The organism is Stenotrophomonas sp. 62841_Sma (assembly GCF_056482945.1).
This window is the reverse complement of the sequence record NZ_CM151224.1, coordinates 3,853,741-3,878,032: the sequence shown is the minus strand read 5'-3', so window position 1 is coordinate 3,878,032 and position 24,292 is coordinate 3,853,741. Positions and strand designations below refer to the sequence as shown.

Annotated in this window: 15 protein-coding genes and 2 pseudogenes; 13 read left to right on the top strand and 4 right to left on the bottom strand. The window is 65.1% G+C overall.

The window, feature by feature from the left end; translation table 11 throughout:
* Positions 1-93 precede the first annotated feature (93 nt).
* Together ACZK5G_RS18140 and recG are read left to right on the top strand one after the other, a co-directional pair.
* Entirely contained in the window at positions 94-480 is a 387-nt protein-coding gene (locus ACZK5G_RS18140) for a RidA family protein (RefSeq protein WP_286069712.1), read from the top strand.
* Positions 481-487: 7 nt separating this feature from the next.
* Complete coding sequence (gene recG / locus ACZK5G_RS18135) at positions 488-2,599, top strand: ATP-dependent DNA helicase RecG (RefSeq protein ID WP_478464303.1); 2,112 nt, start codon at positions 488-490, stop codon at positions 2,597-2,599.
* A gap of 144 nt (positions 2,600-2,743) precedes the next feature.
* Here recG and ACZK5G_RS18130 read toward each other — a convergent pair whose 3' ends face one another.
* Positions 2,744-4,072, bottom strand: a complete 1,329-nt coding sequence (locus ACZK5G_RS18130; protein ID WP_478464302.1) for a Fic family protein — start codon at positions 4,070-4,072, stop codon at positions 2,744-2,746.
* A 225-nt stretch (positions 4,073-4,297) separates the two neighbouring features.
* Here ACZK5G_RS18130 and ACZK5G_RS18125 point away from each other — a divergent pair, with 225 nt between their 5' ends.
* The 3 genes from ACZK5G_RS18125 (at position 4,298) to ACZK5G_RS18115 (ending at position 7,141) form a co-directional block, all read left to right on the top strand.
* Positions 4,298-5,236, top strand: a complete 939-nt coding sequence (locus ACZK5G_RS18125; RefSeq protein ID WP_032127836.1) for a nucleoside hydrolase — start codon at positions 4,298-4,300, stop codon at positions 5,234-5,236.
* Positions 5,237-5,324: 88 nt separating this feature from the next.
* Complete coding sequence (locus ACZK5G_RS18120; protein WP_005418951.1) at positions 5,325-5,567, top strand: type B 50S ribosomal protein L31; 243 nt, start codon at positions 5,325-5,327, stop codon at positions 5,565-5,567.
* 296 nt (positions 5,568-5,863) lie between these two features.
* Positions 5,864-7,141, top strand: coding sequence for a citrate synthase (locus ACZK5G_RS18115; RefSeq protein WP_032127838.1), 1,278 nt, complete (start codon positions 5,864-5,866; stop codon positions 7,139-7,141).
* 156 nt (positions 7,142-7,297) lie between these two features.
* On the opposite strand, the gene ACZK5G_RS18110 is transcribed toward ACZK5G_RS18115, so the two are convergent.
* Positions 7,298-8,071 (bottom strand): AraC family transcriptional regulator, encoded by a 774-nt coding sequence (locus ACZK5G_RS18110; RefSeq protein WP_478464300.1) that lies wholly within the window; start codon positions 8,069-8,071, stop codon positions 7,298-7,300.
* Positions 8,072-8,164: 93 nt separating this feature from the next.
* Between ACZK5G_RS18110 and ACZK5G_RS18105 the strand changes: the two genes are divergently transcribed.
* The 8 genes and pseudogenes from ACZK5G_RS18105 to ACZK5G_RS18070 all read left to right on the top strand — a co-directional run bounded on the left by ACZK5G_RS18105 (position 8,165) and on the right by ACZK5G_RS18070 (position 20,222).
* Entirely contained in the window at positions 8,165-8,929 is a 765-nt protein-coding gene (locus ACZK5G_RS18105; protein WP_478464299.1) for an alpha/beta fold hydrolase, read from the top strand.
* Positions 8,930-9,259: 330 nt separating this feature from the next.
* A complete protein-coding gene (locus tag ACZK5G_RS18100) occupies positions 9,260-9,757 on the top strand; it encodes a CS1 type fimbrial major subunit (protein ID WP_478464297.1) in 498 nt (165 codons plus the stop codon).
* A 61-nt stretch (positions 9,758-9,818) separates the two neighbouring features.
* Entirely contained in the window at positions 9,819-12,551 is a 2,733-nt protein-coding gene (locus ACZK5G_RS18095; protein WP_478464296.1) for a TcfC E-set like domain-containing protein, read from the top strand.
* A complete protein-coding gene (locus tag ACZK5G_RS18090; protein ID WP_478464295.1) occupies positions 12,548-13,681 on the top strand; it encodes a CfaE/CblD family pilus tip adhesin in 1,134 nt (377 codons plus the stop codon). Before ACZK5G_RS18095 ends, ACZK5G_RS18090 begins: the two co-directional genes overlap by 4 nt.
* A gap of 18 nt (positions 13,682-13,699) precedes the next feature.
* Entirely contained in the window at positions 13,700-14,407 is a 708-nt protein-coding gene (locus ACZK5G_RS18085; protein WP_478464294.1) for a pilus assembly protein, read from the top strand.
* 58 nt (positions 14,408-14,465) lie between these two features.
* Positions 14,466-14,516 (top strand): annotated as a pseudogene (locus tag ACZK5G_RS18080) (ESPR-type extended signal peptide-containing protein); the annotation flags it as partial.
* Between the two features lie 42 nt (positions 14,517-14,558).
* Positions 14,559-19,409: pseudogene (locus ACZK5G_RS18075) on the top strand (YadA-like family protein).
* Positions 19,410-19,478: 69 nt separating this feature from the next.
* Positions 19,479-20,222 carry a hypothetical protein gene (locus tag ACZK5G_RS18070; RefSeq protein ID WP_478464292.1) on the top strand — a complete coding sequence of 248 codons (744 nt, stop codon included), beginning with the start codon at positions 19,479-19,481 and terminating at the stop codon, positions 20,220-20,222.
* Between the two features lie 281 nt (positions 20,223-20,503).
* Here ACZK5G_RS18070 and ACZK5G_RS18065 read toward each other — a convergent pair whose 3' ends face one another.
* The gene (locus ACZK5G_RS18065) at positions 20,504-21,148 is read right to left on the bottom strand and encodes a hypothetical protein (protein WP_012511978.1); all 645 of its coding nucleotides are present in this window, start codon (positions 21,146-21,148) and stop codon (positions 20,504-20,506) included.
* Positions 21,149-21,796: 648 nt separating this feature from the next.
* Positions 21,797-24,220, bottom strand: coding sequence for a penicillin-binding protein 1A (locus ACZK5G_RS18060; RefSeq protein ID WP_478464290.1), 2,424 nt, complete (start codon positions 24,218-24,220; stop codon positions 21,797-21,799).
* Positions 24,221-24,292: the final 72 nt, after the last annotated feature.

Genomic DNA, 24,292 nt, shown 5'->3' with positions numbered 1-24,292 from the left:
ACCGAAGCGGCGCGGTAGATCCACGCCATGCGTGGATGCGCCCCCACCCGGTACAATCACCGCTCTGTTTTCCCCCAAGCACCGGAGCGACCCATGTCCCGCCAGATCATCAACACCGAAAAGGCTCCCGCCGCCATCGGCCCGTACTCGCAGGCCGTGCGCGCCGGCAACACCGTGTATTTCTCCGGCCAGATCCCGCTCGACCCGGCCACCGGCGATATCGTCGGCGTCGGTGACGTCGAAGCGCAGGCCCGCCGCGCCTTCGACAACCTCAAGGCCGTGGCCGAAGCCGCTGGCGGCTCGCTGGACAAGGTCGTGCGCCTGGGCCTGTACCTGACCGACCTGGGCGAGTTCGCCAAGGTCAACGCCGTCATGCAGGACTACTTCCAGGCCCCGTACCCGGCCCGTTCCACCATCGAAGTCTCCGGCCTGCCGAAGGGCGCCAACTTCGAGGTCGACGCGGTGATGGTCATCGACTGACCGCCACGTGGCACGCAAGGCGGCGGTCACCCCGGTCCTGTCACCGTCCGGCGAAGCATCCCTGGCGATGCTCGCCGGCGTCGGTCCGGCCGTGGCCGCCAAACTGCAGGCGCGTGGCCTCACCACCCTGCAGGACCTCTGGCTTCATCTGCCGCTGCGCTATGAAGACCGCACCCGGCTGACCCGCATCGAAGACCTGCGCAACGGCGTACCGGCGCAGGTGGAAGGGCGGGTGGTCGCGGTCGAGCGCGGCATGCGCTACCGGCCGATGCTGAAGGTCGCCGTGGAGGATGAAGGGCAGGGCACCCTGGTGCTGCGCTTCTTCCACTTCCGCCAGCAGCAGGTCGGCCAGTTCGCGGTCGGCAACCGGCTGCGCTGCTTCGGCACGCCCAAACCCGGCCACCTCGGCCTGGAAATCGTCCACCCCAGCTACCAGGTGCTGGGCCGCAACGACGATCCCGAACTCGGCGACCGCCTCGACCCGGTGTATCCCACCGTGGAAGGCGTTGGCCCGATGACCATGCGCAAGCTGATCGGCCAGGCGCTGGATCGCCTGCCCGAGGAAAGCACGCTGGAACTGCTGCCCAGCGGTTGGCTGGATGGCCTCGGCCTGCCGTCGCTGCGCAGTGCGCTGCTGACCGTGCATCGGCCGCCGCCGGATGCCGATCTGGCCGCCTTGGCAGCAGGCACCCACCCGGCGCAGCGTCGCCTGGCGATGGAAGAACTGCTGGCCCATCACCTCAGCCTGCGTCGTCAGCGTATTGCCTTGCAGGCGCACCATGCGCCGCCGCTGGCCGGTCCCGGCAAGCTGGCCAAGGCGCTGCTGAAGCAGCTGCCGTTCGCGCTGACCGGCGCCCAGGCGCGCGTGTTCAAGCAGATCCGCGAAGACCTCGCGCGGCCCAGCCCGATGCTGCGGCTTGTGCAGGGCGACGTCGGCTCCGGCAAGACCGTGGTCGCCGCACTGGCCGCGATGCTGGCAGTCGAGCAGGGTAAGCAGGTGGCATTGGCAGCGCCCACCGAACTGCTGGCCGAGCAGCATCTCAACAACCTGCGCGGCTGGCTGGAACCGCTCGGCGTGCGTATCGCCTGGCTGGCCGGCAAGGTCACCGGCAAGGCGCGCGCCAAGGTGATGGAGCAGGTCGCCAACGGCGAAGCGCAGGTGGTGGTCGGCACCCACGCGCTGATGCAGGAGGCGGTGGTGTTCCAGGACCTGGCCCTGGCCATCGTCGACGAACAGCACCGCTTCGGCGTGCACCAGCGGCTGGCCCTGCGCGACAAGGGCGCGGGTGGCAACAGCGTGCCGCACCAGCTGGTGATGACCGCCACGCCGATTCCACGCACGCTGGCGATGTCCGAATACGCGGATCTGGATGTGTCGGCCATCGACGAACTGCCGCCGGGCCGCACCCCGGTGCAGACCGTGGCACTCAACAACGACCGCCGTCCCGAACTGATCGAGCGCATCGCGCTGGCCTGCCAGGAAGGGCGGCAGGTGTACTGGGTGTGCACGCTCATCGAGGAAAGCGAAGAGCTCGACGCCACGCCGGCGCAGGCCACTTACGAATCGCTGCAGGCGCTGCTGCCGGGCGTGCGCGTGGGGCTGGTGCATGGCCGCCTGAAGGCCGCCGAGAAGCTGGCGACGATGGTGGCGTTCAAGGCGGGTGAGATCGATCTGCTGGTGGCGACCACGGTCATCGAAGTGGGCGTGGACGTACCGAACGCTTCGCTGATGGTGATCGAGAATGCCGAGCGCCTCGGCCTGGCCCAGCTGCACCAGTTGCGCGGCCGCGTGGGCCGCGGTTCGGCGGTGTCGCGCTGCGTGCTGCTGTACCAGGCGCCGCTTTCGCAGATGGCGCGCGAGCGTTTGCAGACCATGCGCGAAACCAACGATGGCTTCGTCATCGCCGAGAAGGATCTGGAGCTGCGTGGCCCGGGCGAACTGCTGGGCACCCGCCAGACCGGCCTGGCCGGTTTCCGCATTGCCGATCTGGCCCGCGACGCCGGCCTGTTGCCCGGCGTGCACGATCTTGCCGAACGCCTGCTGGCCCAGCAACCCGCGCTGGCCGATCGCGTGGTGCAACGCTGGATCGGCACCGCCGTGCGTTACGCCTCGGCGTAATGCCGCATTGGTGGGTGTGGACCCTGGTCCACACATCCACGCATGGCGTGGATCTACTGCGCGCTGCGCGCGTGAGTCGAGCATGGCTCGACTCTACAGACAGCGCTTTCGATCACCTTCCCGTCATCCCCGCATGGCGTAGATCTACAGCGCCAAACGTTCCGACAGGCCGGGAAGCACGAGATACTCGGAGGCCTTCCCGACGCGCTCTTTGCTGACAAGCCCGGAAGCCACCAATCCGTTCAGATCCTTCAACGCGGTCGGATAGGTAATGGTGTGTGCCGCCTGGTGGCTGGCGACGGTGTAGGTCCGGTCAGGATCCTTCAGCGCGTTGGCCAGCAACGCGCGCTGACGATGATTGAGAGGCACACCGCCAAGCCGGGCGGTTCGCAGCACGCGTCGCGCTGCCTGATCCTCTGCATGCTTCCTGGCGATGTAGGCATGCAAACCCTGGATCGATTGCTCAATGGCCTCCAGTTGTTGCGCCACGAAGTAGCCAAGATCGCAGTTGTCGCTTTCGGTGTAGAGGTAGGCCCGCATGTACTTGCCTGGGGACTTCTTCAACACGCTGGAAATGGAGAAGTACTCGGTCATCCAATATCCGGCATTCATCATCGCCCAGTAGAACAGTGCGCGCGCCGTACGGCCATTGCCATCCACGAAAGGATGGTCGTAGCCAATCTGGAAATGCAGTGCGATGGCCTTGGCGACTGGATGCACGAACGGTGTGCTTTCTTCATTGATGAACGTGCACAGCCGCTCGATCCGTGCGGGCACTTCCTCGGCCGGAGGAGGGATGTGCAGCAGCGTAGGTGGTGAGCCGCGATCGAAGATCGCAACGTTGTCTTCGGCGGTTCTGAAACGCCCGCTGTCGGTTGGAAGCTCCAGCGTGCCGTCGGTGAGGATGCTGTGCAGCTCCAGAATCTCGCCGGGAGTGATCGGGCGTATGCCGCGCTCGCGGATCACGTTCATTGCCACGTAGTTGTTGTAGATCATGCGCTCGGACTGGTCGCGCGGCGCACGGCCTGTGCTCAGCATTTCCTTTGCCACCGCCCGCGTGGTCGAGGCGCCCTCCAGCTGCGATGAGGTCATCGCTTCCTCGATCAGCGAGCGGATCAGGAACCGTCCTTGGCCGCTGGCAGCATCCACACCCTTCACCGAGCCTGCGGCCTCCCGATCAATGTAGTGCAGGTGCCGCTGCATTGAATCGGTAAGTGCCAGCTTGAAGGGTTGCTGCGTCTTGTCCAGCAACAGCGGTAGCGGCTTCAGCAATGCTGCGCGCGTCCACGTGATGCCCAGCCACCACTGCTCCGCGTTCAGGCCCGCCGGTGGCGCTCTGTGGCGGACTTTGTCCCAGTGCTCATAGGCGCCGTTCACCTCGGGCCCGATCCGGGCGTCCAGGATGGTACCGAGGGTCTCCATGTACTTCCGGGTGAGGGTTGCCAGATCGGGAGCTGGCGCGGGCAGCTTCATGGTTGTTTTCTATAAAATGTTCAACACTTTTTATAGCAAATGATGTTGGGCGCTCCAAGCGACCCGAACTAGAATCTGTTCATGTTCGTGAGTGCGTTGGGCGGGGGCGTTGGTGGGGGCAACGGATCCAACCCTCTCCACTACATCTTTGCCGCCGGGGCAGACCGGTATTGCAACGGTCATCATCCCGGTCCACACTTCGTTGCCGATCTGAAGACGGCAACGATGACCCACAAGATCCCCCTGTTGATCGACACCGACCCCGGTGTGGACGACGCCCTGGCCCTGCTGATGGCCTTTGCCGATGAACGGCATGACGTGGTCGCCCTGACCATCGCCGCCGGCAATGTCGGCCTGCAGTACACCGTCCGCAACGCCCTCAAGCTCTGCGACATCGTCGGCCGCGCCGACGTACCGGTGTTTGCCGGCAGCCCGGATCCCCTGCTGCATCCCTCCGTTGACGCCGCCCACGTGCATGGCCGTGACGGCTACGGCGACGTGGACCTGCCGCCGCCGAGCCGCCAGGCTGAAGCCGAGCACGCCGCACTGGCCATCCTGCGCCTGTCGCACGAGCACGCCGGTGAACTGATGCTGGTGATGCTTGGCCCGCTGACCAACCTGGCCCTGGCACTGAAGCTGGACCCGACCCTTCCCGAGCGCATCAAGCGCATCGTGGTGATGGGCGGTGCGGTCACCTGCCACGGCAACATCACCCCGGCGGCCGAATTCAACATCGCGTTCGATCCGGAAGCGGCGCACGTGGTGTTCACTTCGTTCAAGCACCTGCTGGTGTCGGACTGGGAGGCCACCGTCGCCCATGGCCTGCCGCTGCAGGATGCTGAAAAGTGGCTGCAGGCCGATTCCGACCGCGCCCGCTTCTACGAACTGATCTCGCGCAAGACCCGTGGCCTGTCCGAGGACAGCAAGGGTGGCCGCTGGTATACCGCCGATGCGGTCGCCATGGCCTGGGCGCTGAACCCGGAAGGGCAGCTGCAGGTCGAATCGCGGCCGCTGAACGTGGAGCTGAACGGTACGTTCAGCCGCGGCGCCACCATCGTCGACTGGAACCGCCAGACCGGCCAGCCGGACAACTGCGATCTGCTGATGGCCTACGACCAACAGCGTTTCGAGGCCCTGGTGCGCCAGGCCCTGGGCGCGGACTGAAGTCTGTTGACCCGCACCGGTTGCCCCGAGCGGCAACCGGTGCTTATAATGCCGCTCTTGACCACCAGCCCATTTACGGTGTGAGCCCATGAAGGCCGATATCCATCCGAACTACCGCGACGTCGTCTTCCATGACGTCACCTCCGATTTCAAGTTCCTGACCCGCTCGACCATGGGCACGAAGGAAACCATCCAGTGGGAAGACGGCAACGAATACCCGCTGGTCAAGGTTGAAATTTCCTCTGCTTCGCACCCGTTCTACACGGGCAAGCACAAGGTCATCGACACCTCGGGCCGTATCGACAAGTTCCAGAAGCGCTACGCGCGCTGATCTGTCGATCCAGCTTCGAACCGACGGCCGCGCTCTGCGCGGCCGTTTGTTTTTCCCCAACGCCAACCCAACGGGCGTTTGGATGGACGGAACACTGCGTTCGTGTGACAACACTTTTGCCGATCCGGTCCGCTCAACGGCCGGCGTCTGGCCGCCTGTCGTATACGACTTCTGTCTAGCGCCGGGCAAATGCTGCTGTGCGATAATGACCTGATCCCCGGCACAGGCCGAGGACGTCATTCACGTGCCTGACCAATGCGCTTGGGCAGGCGCCTTCCCATGAAGGAGCGCACACAGTGTCCGATCTTGATCAGGTCACGCTCAACGCCGGCGATAAGTCGGTCGTTCTGCCCGTCATCAAACCCACCCTTGGCAACGACTGCGTCGACATCGCGAAGCTGACCAAGGAAACGGGGTATTTCACCTACGATTCCGGCTTCACCGCGACGGCCAGCTGCAAGTCCGCCATCACCTACATCGACGGCGACAAGGGCGTGCTGCTGTACCGCGGCTACCCGATCGAACAGCTGTCGGAAAAGTCGAGCTACGTCGAAGTGGCCTACCTGCTGATCAACGGCGAGCGCCCGAGCGCCGAGCAGCTGAAGGCCTTCACCGACGAGCTGGCGGCTGAAGCCAACGTCGATGAGTCGATCAACACCCTGATCGGCAGCTTCGCCAAGGATGCACATCCGATGGCCATCCTGACCGCCGCCATCGCGCAGCTGTCGGGCATCTACCACGCCTCGCTGGACCTGTCCGACGCCGAACAGCGCCGCCAGGCCGCTGTGCGCCTGATCGCCAAGGTGCCGACCCTGTCGGCGCTGATCTACCGCCACGGCAAGGGCCTGCCGGCCAACAAGCCGGACACCTCGCTGGACTACGTCAGCCGCTTCCTGAAGCAGACCTTCGAGTCGGCTGATGGCCAGTACGATCTGAACCCGGACGTGGTCAAGGCGCTGGACCTGCTGTTCATCCTGCACGCCGACCACGAGCAGAACGCCTCGACCTCGACCGTGCGCCTGGTCGGCTCGACCGGTGCCAACCCGTACGCGTCGGTTGCCGCTGGCGTCACCGCGCTGTGGGGTCCGGCCCACGGCGGTGCCAACGAAGCCGTGCTGAAGATGCTGGAAGAGATCGGCAGCGCCGACAACGTCGAATCCGCCGTGGTCAAGGCCAAGGACAAGACCTCCGGCTTCCGCCTGATGGGCTTCGGCCACCGCGTCTACAAGAACTTCGACCCGCGCGCCAAGGTCATCGGCGAGATGACCAGCAAGGTGCTCAAGCAGCTGGGCGTGCAGGATCCGCTGCTGGACGTGGCCGTGAAGCTGGAACAGGCCGCGCTGCAGGACGAGTACTTCGTCGCCCGCAAGCTGTACCCGAACGTCGATTTCTACAGCGGCATCATCTACAAGGCGCTGCAGATCCCGACCGAAATGTTCACCGTCATGTTCGCCCTGGGCCGTACCTCCGGCTGGGTCTCGCATTGGCTGGAACAGCAGGTTGATCCGGAAATGAAGATCGGCCGTCCGCGCCAGGTCTACACCGGCAGCGACGTGCGCGACTACCAGGGCTGATCGCCCGCGTAGATTGTGCCGAGAACGCCCCGCATCCGCGGGGCGTTTTTTTTGCTTCGGCTCTGGTAGCTGCCAACCTTGGTTGGCACGCACGATTCCCGGCATGTGGTAGGTGCGGACCGTTGGTCCGCACGGCAACCAGACACCTACCCGGCATTACACCTCTGAATACCGGCTCGGCGAACACCCCAGCTCACGCCGGAACGCGGCAGAAAACGCGCTGGGGCTCGCATACCCCAGGTCCAGCGCCACGCGTGTCACCGCCTGCCCCTGGCCCAGCCGTTCGATGGCCGCCAGCAGGCATACCTGCTGCCGCCACTCGGCGAAACTCACCCCGGTACCTGCGCGGAACGTCCGCGTGAAGGTGCGCCGGCTCATGCCTGCATCCGCAGCCACCTCATCAAGCCCGATGGCGAGCGAGGGCGCATCGAACAGCGCCCGGCAGACGCGCGCGAGGCGTGCATCGGCAGGCAACGGCGCATGCAGGGAAAGCATCGGCATCGACGCGATCTCCGCGACCAGCAACTGCATCAGCTTGCCCGCACGCCCGTCCTCGTCGTACAGCGCAGGCAGGTCCACTGCGCCTTCCAGCAGCTGCCGCAGTAGCGGCGAAACGGCATACACGTGGCACTGCGCCGGCATCGCCACTGCAGCAGCCGCCTCGATGGAAAGGAATGCGTTGAGCATCGTCACCGGCCCGCGCATCGTCATCTCGTGCACCAGCCCGGCGGGTACCCAGCAGGCGCGCTGTGGCGGCACCAGCCAGCGCCCCTGCGGTGTCGTCACGCTGATGGTGCCGCGCGCGGCGAACGCGAACTGCCCGCGTCGATGGGCATGGCGCGGAAAGGTGGACGACGCTGCATAGTCGTTCGAGGTGACCACGACATCGCGCGGCAGGTCTTCATAGGGATCGAGCAGCGAATTGCGCATGGCCCGGATTCTATAGCGGTTGACCTGTCATCGACGGTGGGCTGGGCCTGCGCTGCCTAGCATCAACACTCCTCCTCACTGCGGCAATGCTTCATGGCCAACACTTTTCATCGCGTGGGGCAGGGGCCTCACTCCGTCCTGGTCCTGCATGGCTGGTTCGGCGACGCACACGCGTTCGAACCGATCGAGCCATGGCTGTCACGCGACCACTTCAGCTACATCTTCATGGACTGCCGTGGCTACGGCGGCATGCGCGATGTGGCGGGGCAGTACAGCATCGACGAAATCGCCCGTGACGCGCTCTCGCTCGCCGATGCACTTCAGCTGGAAACGTTCAGCGTAGCGGGGCATTCCATGGGAGGCATGGCGATCGAGCGCATCGCCGTGCTCGCGCCCCAGCGGGTGCGCTCCATGCTGGCCATCGCACCCGTCCCCTGTGGTGGCATTGCCTATGACGCATCCACGCGAGGACTTCTGGAGAGCGCTGCCGGCAGCGTGGCCAGCCGAAGGGCCATCATCGATCGCAGTACCGGCGGGCGGCTCCCCGCAGCCTGGCTGGATTGGAAGGCCCGTTACTCAATCGAGCGTTCCACGCCGGAGGCGTTTGCTGCATACCTTCCTGCGTGGGCAGATACGGATTTCAGCGACGAGATCGTCGGTGACCATCGGTTGAAGGTGGTGGTGGGTGGGAATGATCCCACCTTCAACCGTTCACTGATGGGGCGCACCTATCTGCACCGCTACCGGCAGGCCACGCTGGAGGTTCTGGAGGATGCAGGACACTACCCGATGAATGAGACACCCTTGGCCCTGGTGGCGGCCATGGAGTCCTTTCTGTTGTCATTGCCCGGGAGGTAGAGTCGACGGTCAGGCGACTCGCGCGCGCAGCGCTGGCGTTTCGCGCAGTGTCAGAAAAGCAGTCGACTGGCAGTCGACTCTACAAAGGCAAGGCAATGAGGCTTTTTGCATTTACCGAATGAGGGAAATTGCATAAGCCTGGAACGTTGAACTAATTCAAAGATTCTTCTTAACGCTCAACGTTTTAGGAATGCTTGAATGGCCTGCAGGACAATGGGTTTCTAACATTCTCTCCGTCGCCCGCAACCACCTCTGCGGGCGGCGCCTCCCTCCCTTTCTCCTTAGGGGAGGGGGGCTTTCTCATTCCCCCTTGTCCGAGAGAGACAACCCATGCACGCCATTCTCAAGAAGGCCGCGCTCGCTGCAGCGCTGGCCACGGCTTCGCTGTCCGCGCACGCCGTGGAAACCAAGATCACCGTCTACGCCGACGTCGACCCGACCCTGGCGCTGCTGCGCGACGATGGCACTCCGCTGCCGGACATCCTGCAGATGACCCACGATCCGTTGCGCGGGCTGCTGCCGTCCACGCAGCAGGTGCGCATCCACTCCAACGATATCGACAAAGACATCCAGGTTCGCCTCCGCGACGACCCGGTGCTGCTCAATGGCAGCACCCGCGTGCCGCTGGCCGTCAGCCTGAATTCCGGTGCGCTGACCACTTCGGTCACCGAGTTGAAGGCGACCGACCTGTTCAAGGGCGCCAGCTCGACGCCGGGTGCCTCCATCTCCATGCCGCTGACCATTGCCCAGGCCGGTACCGGCGGGCCGCTCACGGTCAACGGCCGCTACGAAGGCGTTGTCTTCATCGTCATGAATCAGAAGCCCTGATTCAACGCGGTTCCTGTGCCGGCCCCTGAATCGGGCCGGCCGTTTCTCCAGCGGTACCCCCATGACCCCACACGCCCCCGCCGTCACCCGGCTGGCGGTCGCGCTCGCCCTGGCGCTGGCAACGCCGCTGGTGGCGGCGCGCGGCGTCCCGCCCGGCTTCGAGGATCTGGTCGAAGGCCAGACCGAACAACTCGACATCCAACTGTTCGGCCGCTCGGCCGGGCTGTCGCCGGTGCGCGTGACCCTTGAACACGTGCAGCTGGAAGATCCGGCAGGCGTGCTGCAGGCGCTGGATCTGCCCGTCGAGGCGCAGTCCGCGCTGCTGCCCGCGTTGTCACAGCCGATGCCGCGCAACAGCCATCTGGCCTGCCGCTTCGGTGGCGCCACCGCCGGTTGCGGCTATCTCGATCCACCGGAGGACCCTGCCGCCGTGCGCGCGCTGTACGACGAAGGCGAGGGCGCGGTGCGCCTGTTCGTTGCCCGCCAGTGGATTCCCGGCAAGCCGGCCGCAGAGCGCTTCCACACCGTCAGCGCCAACGCCGAAAACGCCTTCCTGCACCAGCAGGTGATCAATGTGAGTGGCAGCCGCGACTACCAGACGCTGTCCGCGCGTGGCACCGGCGTGCTGGGCCTGTTCGACCGCGGGCATGTTTCCGCCGAATGGAACTTCAACCAGCAGCGCTACCGCAGCCGCGGCAGTGACAGTGAATTCCAGTTCGACAACGTCTATTACCGCCACGACCTGGGGCAGGCGCACTACCTGCAGGCCGGGCGCATGGACCGTCGCAACCTGTCCAGCCCGCAGGGCGGCACCTTCAGTTTCAGCATGCTGCCGCTGGACCGCCTGCAGGGCCTGCGCGTGGGCACCACCCAGGCCTATGTGGACGCCGATGCTGCCGTGCAGGCCACGCCGCTGACCGTGCTGCTGGCGCGCGATGCACGCGTGGATGCCTACGACGGCACGCGCCTGCTGCAGACCTCCTACCTGCAGGCCGGCATCAACCAGATCGACACCCGCAACTTCCCGTCCGGCAACTACAACGTCACCCTGCGCATCTACGAAGACGGCGTGCTGGTGCGCAGCGAAGACGCGCCGTTCGACAAGGGCGGCGACTGGACCAACAGCCAGTGGCAGTGGTTCGTGCAGGGCGGCAAGCGCAATGAGCGTCGTAGTGACCGCTTCGATGGCGAACGCGTGGCCGTGGCCGGCATGCGCGTGCCGCTGGGCCGCGACGTGGCGATGGTGGCCGGCGCCGCCGACCTGGGCGGCTTCCGCTATGGCGAGCTTCGCGTGGACCTGCGCCGTCTGTATGCCACCCAGGAACTGCGCGCCAGCTTCGGCGGCATGCGCGGCAACGATGGCAGCACCGGCCAGCAGTACCAGTTGTCGTACCGCCGCACCGCATCCTGGAACATCTACCAGCAGCGCATGCGCGGCAAGGCCTGCCAGTTCGAGGCCGACGCGCGCGACCAGCTGGGCTGCACCAACTCGCTCAGCGCCTCGATGGCGCTGCCGCTGGCCGGTGGCAGCGCCTATGTGGGCTACACGCGGCGCCAGACCTGGCGCGCGGGACGCATCCTACCGGGTGCGGAAGACGATCCGCTGGCCGGGCTGGACCCGCTGCTGCCGCCGCCGGCGCCGTGGCAACCGCGCCGCGAGCCGCAGCTCAGCCGCACCTGGCAGGCCAGCTTCAGCCGCAGCCATCGCTGGCAGGATTTCAGCGTCTCCACCCGCGTGGGTGTGTGGCAGCAGCGTGCCAGCGACAGCCTGCGCGGCAGTGATCAACGCGACCGCGGCATCTACTTCGACCTGAGCCTGACCCGCCTGCTGCGCGGCACCGCCGGCAGTGGCCAGCGCCGCTACAGCGTAGACGTGCGCCAGCCGCAGCATCAGCGCCCGGACATCAACTACAGCGTCGGCCACAGCCTGCGCCAGGACGTCGATGCGCAGTACCGCGAGCTGTCAGCCGAACTGCGCGCCAACAACAGCGACCGCTACAGCGCCACGCTCAGCGGCCAGCTGCAGAACAGCCTGGGCCAGAGCGGCGCCACGCTGGCGCACTACCAGCAGCGCGGCCGCAGCGACACCGCCTACAGCGGCATGCACAGCTCCGGCTTCGCACTGGGCAAGCGCGGCTTCTACTGGAGCGGCAGCAACGGCGCCGACGCCGGCCTGGCCGTGCAGGTGGCCGACACCGACGACGTCGACCTGCGTGGCGTGGCGGCCGAACTGCAGGTGGGCGGCCTGCGCAGGCAACGCCTGCAGATTGGTGAGCGCCGGTTGCTGCCGCTGTCGTCGTACCAGTCGCACCGTGCCGAAGTACAGGATGCCAGCACGCTGGACAGCATCGCCGCCATCCGCGTGACCGGCGTGGGTGGCGCACGGCCGATGTTCCTCAGCCCCGGGCGGCTGATGCGCATGCCAGTGCCGATCGAGGTGACCTACACCTTCATCGGCAACGCCAAGGATCTAGCCGGAGCGCCGCTGGGTGGCGCCCGCATCCTCAACGCGCCGGTGCCCGGCACCAGCGCCAACGGCGGCTTCGTTGCCGACTTCCCGCGTCGCGAAACAACGCTGTACCTGCTGCAGGACGACCGCCTGCTGCACTGCCCGTTGCAGGTGCGCGAGCGCCGCCAGGTGGTGCTGCTGGTCGGCGCCGTGCACTGCGAGCCGCTGGCCGTGGCCCAGCTGCCGCCGCAGATCCGCCAGCAGGCCCGCGTGACCCGCCTGCTGCAGGAACGCGCGTTGATTGCCGCCACGCCCCAGACCGCTGCTGCAGGAGGAACGCCATGAACCGGCGTGTGTTGTTGGTGTTGATGCTGGTGTGTGCGCTGGTGGTCTTGGCGCCGAGGGCGTGGGCGCAGTGGCCGCCGGAGACGCATCCGGCGGATCAGCACAGGGACATCGTGATGACCTGGGATCGCTCAGCGGTGCCGGGTGATGTGGAGTTATGGGCGCCGCGGACGGTGCTGGGGTTCAGTCACGACTTGGCGATGAAGTACGGGCAGATCCATGTGGTTTGTGGGTCTGCATCTGATAGTGAGTTTGGGAGGTGCCCAACGGAAGGAGTTCCGGCGATATCGACCGGGAGAACTGAGATTGCATTGCGCCTTGTAGATCTGCGGACGGGGCTGCATGCAGAGATTCGTGCGCAGGGAAGCCTGCAGCGGGCTATGTCGGGCTATCGCTGTGGTTTCGATTACTGGGACGGTGAGCAGCGACAGCTGAATGCAACATTCTGGTACCGATGTGGAGCGGATGAACCGATCGGTACAGGTGCGGCTATGACGGTTCCGGCGTCTGAGCTTGCGAGGCTCGTCGCCGGCCACTGGAAGGCCACGATGCGTCTGAACATCAAAGCCGACCCTGCCGCAGCACCAGTTGCCACAGCCACCTTCAACTTCGATTTCACCGTAACCGACTACGACGCCATCTCGATCTACTTCCCCGGCTTCGACGGCGTTGCACCCCTGGTCAACATGGATCTGCGCTACGACCCCATCCGCCAGGTCGTCGCCGGGCGCAAGGACGTGGATATGTGCCTGTATGACGGTGTGGGTTCGCAGAGCGAATTCCTCGGCGTCACCGTGCGCGACAGCGGGCCGCGCCCACCACCAGGGCGGGACTTCGCGGTCTGGCATCAGGACGGTGGCAGTGATGACACCCAGCGCCTCGACTACCAGGTCGGCCTGAACTACGGCGGCAATCTGCTCGCGATGAAGCACGGCGAGGAGCAGCTGCTGCGTGGCATCGACAGCGCGCAGCTGCGCATGGTGCTGCTGCCGGGCATCAGCCAGCCCGTGTACTGCGTGCCCACGCCACTGACGCTGGAAACACCGCCCACGCCCATCGCCAGTCAGCGCCCCGGTCTCTACGAGGGCGAGCTGACGGTAGAGCTGCGCGTGCCGACCGCCAAACCCTGATCCCCACGGAGGCTCATCATGAAGAAGCTGCTGTTCTGCCTGTTGCCGTTGAGCGCACTGCTGGCCCCACCGGCACAGGCCAATCTGTCCATTCATCCGATGCGAGCGGCGGTGGATGCCAAGCACGGCACGAAGATTCGCGTGTACTCGCAATCCACACGACCGCAGTACGTACAGGCGCGCCTGCTGCGCATCACCAGGCCGGCACAGGTGGGCGAGGAAGAGATTGAAGTGGAAGCCGCCGATGCGGCGATTGCCATCACGCCCGGCAAGTTCGCACTCAGCGGTGGTGGCAACCGCCTGATCCGGGTGATTCCGCTGCAGACCGTCGAGAAGGAGGCGGCCTACCGCATCTACTTCGAGGGCGTGAATGGCCCCGACGGCACGATCCTGGAAGGCGACGAGCAAGCGGCGCAGGCCAACGTCGGCGTCAGCCTGGTCTGGGGGGCGCTGGTGAACGTAGTGCCTGCCGAGGGCAGCGTGGATCTGAAACTGCAGGGCAACACTCTGCACAACAAGGGCACCCTGCGTGTTGGCATCACTGGCGCTGCCGAGTGCAGTGCCGGTGGCGTGTGCACACCGCGCGAGCTGTCGAAAAGCCTCTACCCCGACGCAGCGCTGACCTTGCCGTTCCAGCTCCAGCCCGGCAACACCTTGCAGCTGCAGTACCGCCTGTCGAACGACGGCTATCGCGATCACGTAACGACCCTGGCGCCCAGCGCCTGACGTCCTCCGCCCCGCGCATGCGCGGGGCTTCATTTCTCTTGTTTGTTAAGGAATAAACATGAACCACATCTATCGCCGTATCTGGAACAAAGCCAAGCAGTGCTGGGTGGTTACCAGTGAGCTGGCTAGCTCACATGTGAGGGACGGACGCATGAAGCTGCGCCATGCCATGGCATGCTTCGCTCTCCCCATTCTGACTTTGAATGCGGTAGGGCCTGCATCTGCGCAGATCGTGGAATCCAGCGCGCACTGTGATGGTCCCGAGAGGACTATGGATAAGTGTCAGGATTCGACACTATTTGCGTCTTCGGGGTGGGGGCTCGCGGAGAAGGAGTACAGGTGGAGTGCTGGAAATGGTGTTGCCCGTGGCAACAAGTCGATTGCAGTGGGGCAGTCTGCCATAGCGGATGGTGTCGATAGCGTTGTTATGGGCTATTACGCGTCAACCTTCGGTGGCCACAATGTATCAATTGGTGCCTATGCAAAGACTTGGGGCCTCGGTGGAATGGCACTTGGAAACAACGCGGTAGCTGAGCTGGAAAACGGTATTGCCATTGGCAGTGGATCGAATTCCGGTGCGCTACGTGCAGTTGTGATAGGAGCTGATTCCTGGGCCAGGGGAAGGAATCAGGCGCAGGCGCAAGGTTCAGTTGTCCTCGGATGGAATGCGGGTTCATCGGCAGACTTCGGAGTGGCATTGGGTGCGTCGTCAGTGGCAGATGTGGATTACACGGTCTCCGTGGGAAACAAGGAGCTCAAGCGTCGGATCGTCAATGTAAAAGATGGCTATATCAATGCTGGAAGCACCGATGCGGTGAACGGGAGTCAGCTCTTCAGGACCAATCAGAATGTCAGCACGGCACAGACTGCGGCAGATGTCGCTCAGAAGAACGCAACGACAGCGAAGGCTGCGGCTGATAACGCACAGGGCACTGCAGACGTTGCGTTGCGGAGGATTGTCTCCCTGAATGGAATGATCAAGGCTGGTTCGCATTCCGACTCCTTTGTGATCGGAACGGACTCGGTCTCTTCATCGGCGAGCACCGTATCGGTGGGCAATGCGAGCAAGAAGCGTCGCATTCAGTATCTTGCCGACGGTGTGATTGGTGCCGGCAGCACGGATGCCATGACGGGTAATCAGCTGCATGCCACCAACACGAAGGTGGCGGCCGTTGAGAAAACTGCCAATGCCGCGAAGACGGATCTTGTTGCAGTGCGCGACCTGGCGCAGAAGGCCACCCAGCGTATTGACGCGGCCGCACCGGCGCTGGGCAGGGGCGCGCTTGCAGAAACGGGAGCCTACGGTGCCAGCGCTGCGCTTGGCGATGCCGCCAAGGCCTACAACAGTGGCAGCGTGGCCTTGGGGGCCAACGCGTTGGCGGGTGTGGACGTGGACGGAAAGAAGATTGTCGGGTCGAACTCAGGTGTCTCCCTGGGCGCCAACAGTCGAAGTGGCAATGGAGGCGTGGCTGCGGGCTTCAGGGCCGATTCCACCGGAACCTGGAGCGTGGCGATGGGGACCGATGCCAAGGCGCAGGCCGACCAGAGTACCGCTGTCGGCTATCTGAGCAAGGCGGCCGCCAGCCAGAGCACCGCTTTGGGCCGCGGCAGCGAGGCAACTGCGCAGTACGCGAGTGCACTCGGAAATCTGTCGAAAGCAACCACGGTCAGTGCGGTCGCGCTGGGCGATCGTGCCCAGGCCAAGCACGAAAATGCGGTGGCACTGGGGGCTGGGTCCGTCACCTATTCCGCCAACTCAGTCTCGGTGGGCAACGCCTCGGTCAGGCGAAAGATCCAGTACGTTGCAGATGGCAGTATCAGCAAGAGCAGCACGGATGCTGTAACCGGCAGCCAGCTGTTCGATACCCAGCAGACTGTAGCCAAGGCTCAGACGACAGCTGACGCCGCAAAGACCAGTGCCGACAGCGCGTTGACCAAGGCCAACACTCTCTCCGGGCTTCTGAGCCAGACCGCTGCCTCGGGCAATGTCCGCCTGGGCGCAACCAACAGCGGCACCGTACTGGACGTGCGGAACAGCGCCAATGCGAGCCGCAAGATCACCGGTGTTGCCGATGCAGCGTTGTCCACCACCAGCACCGATGCGGTGACCGGCCGGCAGCTCAACGCCACCAACAGCAACGTCAGTACCGCACTGAGTGATGCCAGCGCGGCCAAGACCGCTGCGAACTCCGCCCTGACCCAGGTGGGAACGCTAAACGGGCTGCTCAGTCAGGCCAGTGCCAATGGCAATGTCCGCGTGGGTGAGAAGAACAGTGGCACCGTGCTGGATGTGCGCAACAGCGCAAATGCGAATCGGAAGCTGACCGGCGTGGCTGATGGAGTGGTCAGCGCCAGCAGCTATGACGTCGTCAACGGCAGGCAGCTCAATGCCACCAATGACAAGGTGGCGATGGTGGAGGGCATTGCCAGGTCTGCGGGCACGGAAGCTGCCGCGGCAAAGACCGATGCAGCCAAGGCGCTGGTCGAGACAGCAGCGTTGGGTGGGCTGGTGGCGCAGGTATCTGCGTCTGGCAATGTGCGCCTGGGTGAGAGGAATAGCGGTACGACATTGGATGTGCGCAATAGCGCCAATGCCAATCGGAAGATCAGTGGTGTGGCGGATGGAGCCTTGAGCGCCAGCAGTGCCGAAGCTGTGTCTGGTAGGCAGCTGTACTCAATCAATTCACGGGTCTCAGATCTTGAGGGTGTCGCGCAGTTTGTGAGTATCGGGTCAGCTCCCATCAGTGAGCGCGCACAAGCGGGTATGGCAGGCGTTGCGGTGGGGAATTCAGCAAAGACGGGACTGGAGGGAGGAACCGCTGTGGGTACTCTTGCAGAAGCGATGGGCAGGAATTCCACTGCAATTGGTCGAGGCGCAACTGTCTCTGTTGGCTCCGAGAATGGATTTGCAATGGGAGCCGGCGCAGAAGTTGGCGGAGCCGCTGGCGGCGCGAGTGGTGGCGTCGCGATCGGTGCTGGCGCAAGAATTTAAGGCGGGGCTCACGGCTCGCTGGCACTTGGAAGGAGCTCTCACGCGAATGAAGAAGGTGTTGCGTCATTTGGGAATGCAGGCATGCAGCGCCGCCTTGTAAACATTGCCCGCGGCACCGCCGACCACAACGCCACCACCGTCTCCCAGCTCAAGGATTCCCTGGCCACCCTCGGCGGCGGCGCAGGCATGGATGCCAGCGGAAACATCATCGCTCCGGCCTACACAGTACAGGGCGGAACGCAGAGCACCGTCGAGGATGCGCTGACGGCACTCGATGGCGCCGTCATCACCGCCAGCCGTCGCGCGGACAAGGTGGAAGGTCAGCTCAGCTCGATCTTCCAGAATTCACCATCGGCTCGTGCCGACGGCATGAGCCAGATCGCGCTGAATGGCGTGAACGGCATGGTGCTGACCAATCTTGCCGATGGCCGAGTGGCGCCAGGAAGCCGTGATGCCGTAACGGGCAACCAGCTGTACGCCGCAGAGCAGAAGATCTCGCAGAATCGGAATGATCTGGAGGCGATGCGCAAGGAGCGGGAGATGGGACAGCAGGCAATGCGAGGGTTGGATGCAAACGGCCCAATCGACTTCGGTGGTGCGCGTTTGACTGGTCTGGCTGATGGCTCCATTTCGGCAGATAGTCGAGACGCAGTTACCGGCCGTCAGCTGTTTGGTGTCGATGATCGGGTATCTCGGATGGAATACCAGAACCGTTTCTTCAAGATCAATACAGATGAGCTTAGTGAAGACGCGTCCGCTGGCTTCCTTGGAGTGGCGATTGGTGATTCTGCGCGAGCAGGAATTGACGGTGGAACTGCCATCGGGGCCTACGCCGCGGCGCTTGGCGTGAATTCGGTTGCTCTTGGACGTGGGTCTTGGGTCTCCGAAGAATCGAGGGGGGGCTTCGCCGTGGGCGCTGGTGCTCAGGTATGGGAGCGCAACGGCATGGCCATTGGTGAAAGTGCAATTGTCCTCAAGGGTGCGGATGGATCCCTCGCATTGGGAGCTGGTGCGGTGGCTACTGAGAGTGGTACGGCCTCGTTCGGTAGCGAGGGTATCGGACGCCGCCTCGTAAACATCGCCAACGGCACCGCCAACCACAACGCCGCCACCGTCGGCCAGCTGCGCGGTGCACTCTCCGCCCTTGGTGGTGAAGTGGATGCCAACGGCAACATCGTTGGCCCGCGCTTCCACGTCCAAGGCCAGACACAGTCCACGTTGAACGGCGCACTGGAGGCGCTGGATGGTGCGGTTGTCACCAACACCTCGCGCATGAACAACGTGGAGACCCAGCTCCGCTCCGTTTTTCAGGACACTCCCTCGGTCCGCGCCGACGGCGTCAATCAGCTCACCCTCGCCGGTGCCAACGGCATGGTCATCTCCAACGTGGCCAACGGCCTGATCGCGGCCGGCAGCCGTGATGCGGTCAACGGCGGTCAGCTGCATTCGATGCAGCAGCAGCTCAACGGCCGCATGGACGGTCTGGAGCAGCGCATCGACGATGCCCCGGCACCGCGTGCACTGGCGACGTCCTCGGTGCCGAAGCCGCAGGCCCAGGAAACTTCGGTGGTACCGGAGGGCAAGGATTCCCAGCAGGTCGCTTCGGTAGGCGAGGGCGACAAGCCCACGCCGCAGCCGAAGGCCAAGCAGGACGACACGCCGAAGCCGCAGGTCGACACCGCCGAGCTGGAGAAGATGCTGGCCCGCGCCAACGAGTACACCGATGGGGCGATCAGCAACTTCGAACGCCGCCTGGACAAGATGGACAAGCGCTTCAACCGCATGGCGGCGATGAGCAGCGCGCAGACGGCGATGGCGATGAACACCGCCGGCCTGGCCACCTACAACCGCCTCGGTGCGGGTGTGGGCTACAGCGAGGGTGAGTCGGCGATGGCGGTGGGCTACCAGCGCGTGCTCAACGAGAAGGGCTCGGCCACCTTCAGCCTCAATGGTGCGTTCACCAACAGTGGTGAGCGCAGCATGGGCGTGGGTGTGGGCATCGGCTGGTAAGCCATGGAGCCCCGGCGTGACGCGCGTAATCCACCCCGTCGCGCCGGGGTCCTCGCCCAGGAGATGGCAATGTACAGATGGGTAAAGGGAATCATCAGCTATCGCACGTTCTACATCTGGCGGGCGCGCTATCGCTACTACACACGGAACCTGGATCTGTGGACGCTGATGAGCGGGCTGTGCATCGCCGGTCTGTTGCTGGTGCTGTGGTACATGTGGCGGATGCTGAGCGTGCCGACGCCGCGCGTGCATCCGGAGACAGCGGCGCTGCGCATCGAGGGTGTCACCAGAGAGGCGATCCATCGCATCGTGCTGGTGCGCCACGCGGGCAGCACGCCGGGTGCTCCGTTCACTACGCCGGAGGAGGTGCGGGCGAGCACGCTGCGCACGATGCGGGTACGGCAGGTGATGGACAGCGAAGTGGTGTGGCGGCTGAAAGCCGACATGCTGGCGGACATCGCTGACTACATCACCGCCACAGGTGGGTGCTTTCCCTACGATTGCCGGCGGGTGCTGGATCGGTTGGACTACGTGCGCCAGGCCGGTGAGGAGAATGCGCAGATCAACGCGGCGCTGGCGACGATCCTGGAGGTGTCGTTGGACCAGATGCCGTCGTTGGAGGCAGACGAGCATGAGCGGGTGAAGAGTGGTTGGTCGGATGGATTCAACGACATCTACTACCAGTCCTGGGTGTTGCGGGACCTGCAGGCCATGCACGCACAGATGATGCGGGAATATCCGCAGCGTGCCCCCGCACCGTGGTTGCCGCGGCTGCTCAGCGACCCGCTGCGCGATACCCGTTTTGTCTGGTAGCGGGAGCAAGATGGGCATCATCTGCCAGGGCAGGTAACACCGCTTTTGTAGAGTCGAGCTTGCTCGACTGCTCTCCGCTCAGCCATCGAAATGCCCGAAGCACAGTGCGGACCAGCGGTCCGCACCTACCAAACACGGGTGCAGCGCCCCTGTAGAGTCGAGCCACGCTCGACTGCTCTCCGGTCAGCCATCGAAATGCCCGAAGCACAGTGCGGACCAACGGTCCGCACCCACCCAAGGCAGGCACCGCTGCGCTCGCCGGCCATGGACCGGCGCTACCGTCACCCGCCGATGTACGCGGTGATCTCCGCTTCGGCCAGCACCTGCCGCAACTGTGCCACGGATGCGCGCCGCATCGGCTTCTCATCCACCGGTGACAGCGGTGCCTGACGCAGGGCGTCATACGGCAACACCGCCAGGTCGAAAGTCAGCTCTTCGGCACTGAACACCCACACCGGCACGTCCAGGCAGCGCTCGCGGTCCATGCGCAGGCGGCGTGTTCGCGATTCGGCGGGGATGCCGTGTTCGTCCAGGAAGCGGTGCACGGCTTCCGGGTCGTCACTGTGCAGGTGCAGCTGCACGGGGCTATTGGCGTCGGCGGTGCCGTCCAGCACGGGACCGGCCAGGCGCGGGGCGAAGCCGTGCAGGAACTCCAGAGCACGCATGGCGGCTTCGCGGCGGCGCTGCAGTTCGTTGCCGTGCTGCGGCCCGGAGAACAGCCGCTGGTACTCGCGCAGGGCGTCTTCGATCTCGGTGTTGCGGGGCAGGGAGGCATCGTCGTGGATGCCGAGCCGGCTGGCGGCCTTCAACTTGGCCTGGTGGTAGTCGCGGATGCCGCCTTCGGCCATCAGGCGGGCGGCTTCGTGGGCGAGGCGGTGGCGCCGCTCGCGGGTCTGGCTGGCAGCATGCTGACGGGCGCGATGCATGCGATGACTCCCTGTTGCGACCTGGCTACAGACTAGCGCACGGATGTGACATCTGCGTGGGTATGGCGGATGCAACCGCTTTGGTAGGTGCCGACCTTGGTCGGCACGGGGCGCCAACCAAGGTTGGCATCTACCAGGGCGGCATCGGTGCCAACCGAGGTTGGCACCACCAACGCTTTGGTAGGTGCCGACCTTGGTCGGCACGGGGCGCCAACCAGGGGTGGCAACTACCGGGGCGGCATCGGCGCCAACCGAGGTTGGCACCCACCAACGCTTTGGTAGGTGCCGACCTTGGTCGGCACAGGGCGCCAACCAAGGTTGGCAACTACCGGGGCGGCATCGGCGCCAACCAAGGTTGGCACCCACCAACGCTTTGGTAGGTGCCGACCTTGGTCGGCACAGGGCGCCAACCAAGGTTGGCAATTACCGGGGCGGCATCGGTGCCAACCGAGGTTGGCACCCACCAACGCTTTGGTAGGTGCCGACCTTGGTCGGCACAGGGCGCCAACCAAGGTTGGCAACTACCAGGGCGGCATCGGTGCCGACCAAGGTTGGCCCCACCCACGCTTTGGTAGATGCCGACCTTGGTCGGCACAGGGCGCCAACCAAGGTTGGCATCTACCAGAGCGGCACCTACCGAACCCTTCCTCAGAAGATATCGAACGCGGCGGCGTCGGCCTGCGGCGTATTGAGGTTCAGGTCGTAGTCGGTCAGGCGGTCCATGTCTTCCACCTTCACCCACTCGGTCGCGCCGTTGAGGGTGGCCTGGACCATGCCGCTGGGCGGCTCGTTCTGCGCGATCGGGGTGTCCTTCAGCGCGGTGCGCATGTAGTCGATCCAGATCGGCAGGGCGGCCTTGCCACCGTACTCGCGGTAGCCCAGCGAGCGGAAGTCGTCGCGGCCCACCCACACGGTGGTCACGTACGGGCCGCCGAAGCCGGAGAACCAGGCGTCACGGTGGTCGTTGGTGGAGCCGGTCTTGCCACCCACGTCCTCGCGGCCGAGCACCTTGGCCTGGGCACCGGTACCGCGCTGGACCACGTCGCGCATCATCGACACCAGCTGGTAGGCAGTGCGGGCGTCGATCGCGCGCGGGGCGGTGCGGGCATCGGGGTTGACCGGCGCGGCCGGAGTTTCGGTCTTGGCTTCGGACTTGGCCGCAGCGGCCGGGTCGACCTTCGGGGCCGGGGCGCCGAAGTTGAAGCCGTCCACCACCTGGTTGACCGGCTGGTCGCTGCTGCCGGCGCAGTCGCGGCAGGCCAGTGCCGGGTTTTCCTTGAACACCAGGTTGCCGTCGCGGTCATTGACCTGGTCGATCAGCCACGTATCCACGCGCGAGCCGCCGTTGGCGAACACGGCGTAGCCACGGGCCACCGACAGCGGGGTCAGCGAGGCGGTACCCAGCGACATCGACAGGTTCGGCGGCAGTTCCGATTCGGCGAAGCCAAACTCGCTGATGTACTTGCGCGCGTAGTCCACGCCCATGCCATCAAGCAGGCGTACCGAGACCAGGTTGCGCGACTGCACCAGCGCTTCACGCAGGCGCATCGGGCCGCGGAAGCCGCCACCGTCGTTCTGCGGGGCCCAGGTCTTGCCGCGGCGGTCGCGGAACACGACCGGGGCGTCGAGCACGATCGAGGCCGGGTTGTAACCCTTGTCGAAGGCGGCGGCGTAGACGAACGGCTTGAAGCTCGACCCCGGCTGTCGACGGGCCTGGGTGGCGCGGTTGAACTTGTTGCCGGAGAAGCTGAAGCCACCGACCAGCGCTTTCAACGCGCCGTTGTGGGCATCCAGCGAGACCAGTGCGGACTGGCCGCGCGGGATCTGATCCAGCAGCCACTCACCCTCCTTGGCCCCGGCGCGCACGCGCACGATGTCGCCACGCTGCACCAGCTTGCCCGGGGTCTTGTTGGTCCACTTGGCGGCGCCGGCCGGCAGCACGATCTCGCTGCGGTTGGCCAGCACCACCGTTGCGCTGCCATCGGCGCCGGTGCTGGCGACGATGGCCGGCAGCAGGCCGGCCTGGCCGTACATGCCACGCAGGTGCTCGGCCAGGGCAGCGGCGTCTTCGCCGGCCCCCACCTGCACCTGCTTCTCCACGCCGTGCCAGCCGTGGCGGTGGTCGTACAGCAGCAGGCCGTCGCGCACCGACTGGTTGGCGGCGGTCTGCAGGGTGGCATCGATGGTGGTGGTGACGTGGTAACCCTTGTTGACCACATCGCCGCCGAAGCGGGCGATCATTTCCTGGCGCACCAGCTCGGCCACGTAGGGGGCATCGACCTGCACCGGCGGTTCATGCGCGGTGGCGTGCATCGGCACGGCCTTGGCCGCATCGGCCTCGGCCTGGCTGACGAACTTCAGGTCGGCCATGCGCTGCAGCACGTAGTTGTCGCGGCGCTGGCGGGCACGTTCCGGGTTGGAGATCGGGTTGCCCGAAGACGGGAACTTGGGGATGCCGGCCAGCGAGGCCATTTCATCCAGGTCCAGCTCGTTCAGCTTCTTGCCGTAGTAGAACTCGGCGGCGGCGGCCACGCCGTAGGCGCGGTTGCCGAAGAAACTCTTGTTCAGGTACAGCTCGAAGATCTCGTCCTTGCTCAGCTCGGACTCGATCTTCCGTGCCAGCAGGATCTCGGCCAGCTTGCGGGTGTAGCTGTACTCGGAGCTGAGGAAGAACTGGCGGGCCACCTGCTGGGTGATGGTGGAGCCGCCCGGCACGCGCTTGTCGTTGGTGGTGGCCAGCAGCCACACCGCTCGGCCGATGCCCATGTAGTCCACACCGCCATGCTCGTAGAAGCGGGCATCCTCGGTGGCCAGGAACGCCTGCTTCAGGCGCTCGGGCACGTCCTTCATGGTGATGGGGGTACGGCGGGTCTCGCCGAACACCGCCATCAGCTTGCCGTCGGCGGCATAGACGTACATGGGCTCCTGCATTTCCACGTCGCGCAGGGTCTGCACGTCGGGAAGCTTGGAGGACACGGCGTAGTACAGACCGCCCACGGCGGCCGCGCCGATCAGCGCCAGGACCAGGACAATCAGGAAGATCCAGCGCAGCCAGCGGCGGAGTCGAGTCATCGGGTTCAGATTCCGATTGCGAATTTCGTGGTCGCAGAGTATAGATTACGCAAGGTGGCGGCTGGGGTCGGC